The sequence below is a fragment of the Acinetobacter sp. R933-2 genome (genome assembly GCF_030325485.1).
GTDB lineage: Bacteria > Pseudomonadota > Gammaproteobacteria > Pseudomonadales > Moraxellaceae > Acinetobacter > Acinetobacter sichuanensis.
The window spans coordinates 1-595 of record NZ_JACAIJ010000066.1 but is presented as its reverse complement, the minus strand read 5'-3'; the positions used below and the strand labels follow the sequence as shown (position 1 = coordinate 595).

Genomic DNA, 595 nt, shown 5'->3' with positions numbered 1-595 from the left:
CTCCTGATGCTGGAGACTCCGAATATGAAATAATTCTATCTAATCCATTTGTACCATTTTTAAATGAAAAACCATCAACAACAAAATATACATTTGAAGAATTCACGGTCACAGCACTCATAATACCCGTTAAATTATGTTTATAAATATTTGCATTTTTTAGAATTAAACCCGTCTGTTTATTATTAAGCCGAGCTGTTGCTATAGAAGATAAACCAATTAAAAATGCTGAAGATCCTGTATTTGTAAATGTATCATTAAGTGATCCACACTCGCCTGATGGCTCAATAACTAGAATAGGCGGTCTTACTTCACCAGTATTTTGAATAATTGTACATTTCTCTGTATAACATCTTTCTCCGCCCAGTCTAGCCATTCCAAAAATTTTCGATTCTATAAACTTACAATCAATAGCATTTCCATGAATATCGGCACAATGCACACCAATAGTATTCGAATTCTCTAAAATTCCACCAAAATAATTTACACGACGGTTAGGAATAGCACCTGCAACATTTGCCCCACCCATTGCGCATGCATGACGATGCGCATAAGCGTAATCAACATAAATATCTAAATCTTGGCAGTTTGAAGC

1 protein-coding gene is annotated in these 595 nt (G+C 34.8%); it reads right to left on the bottom strand.

The window, feature by feature from the left end:
• Window positions 1-595 (bottom strand): phage tailspike polysaccharide lyase family protein (locus HX005_RS19610; protein ID WP_286378577.1); only part of this gene is annotated, 595 nt, incomplete at both ends.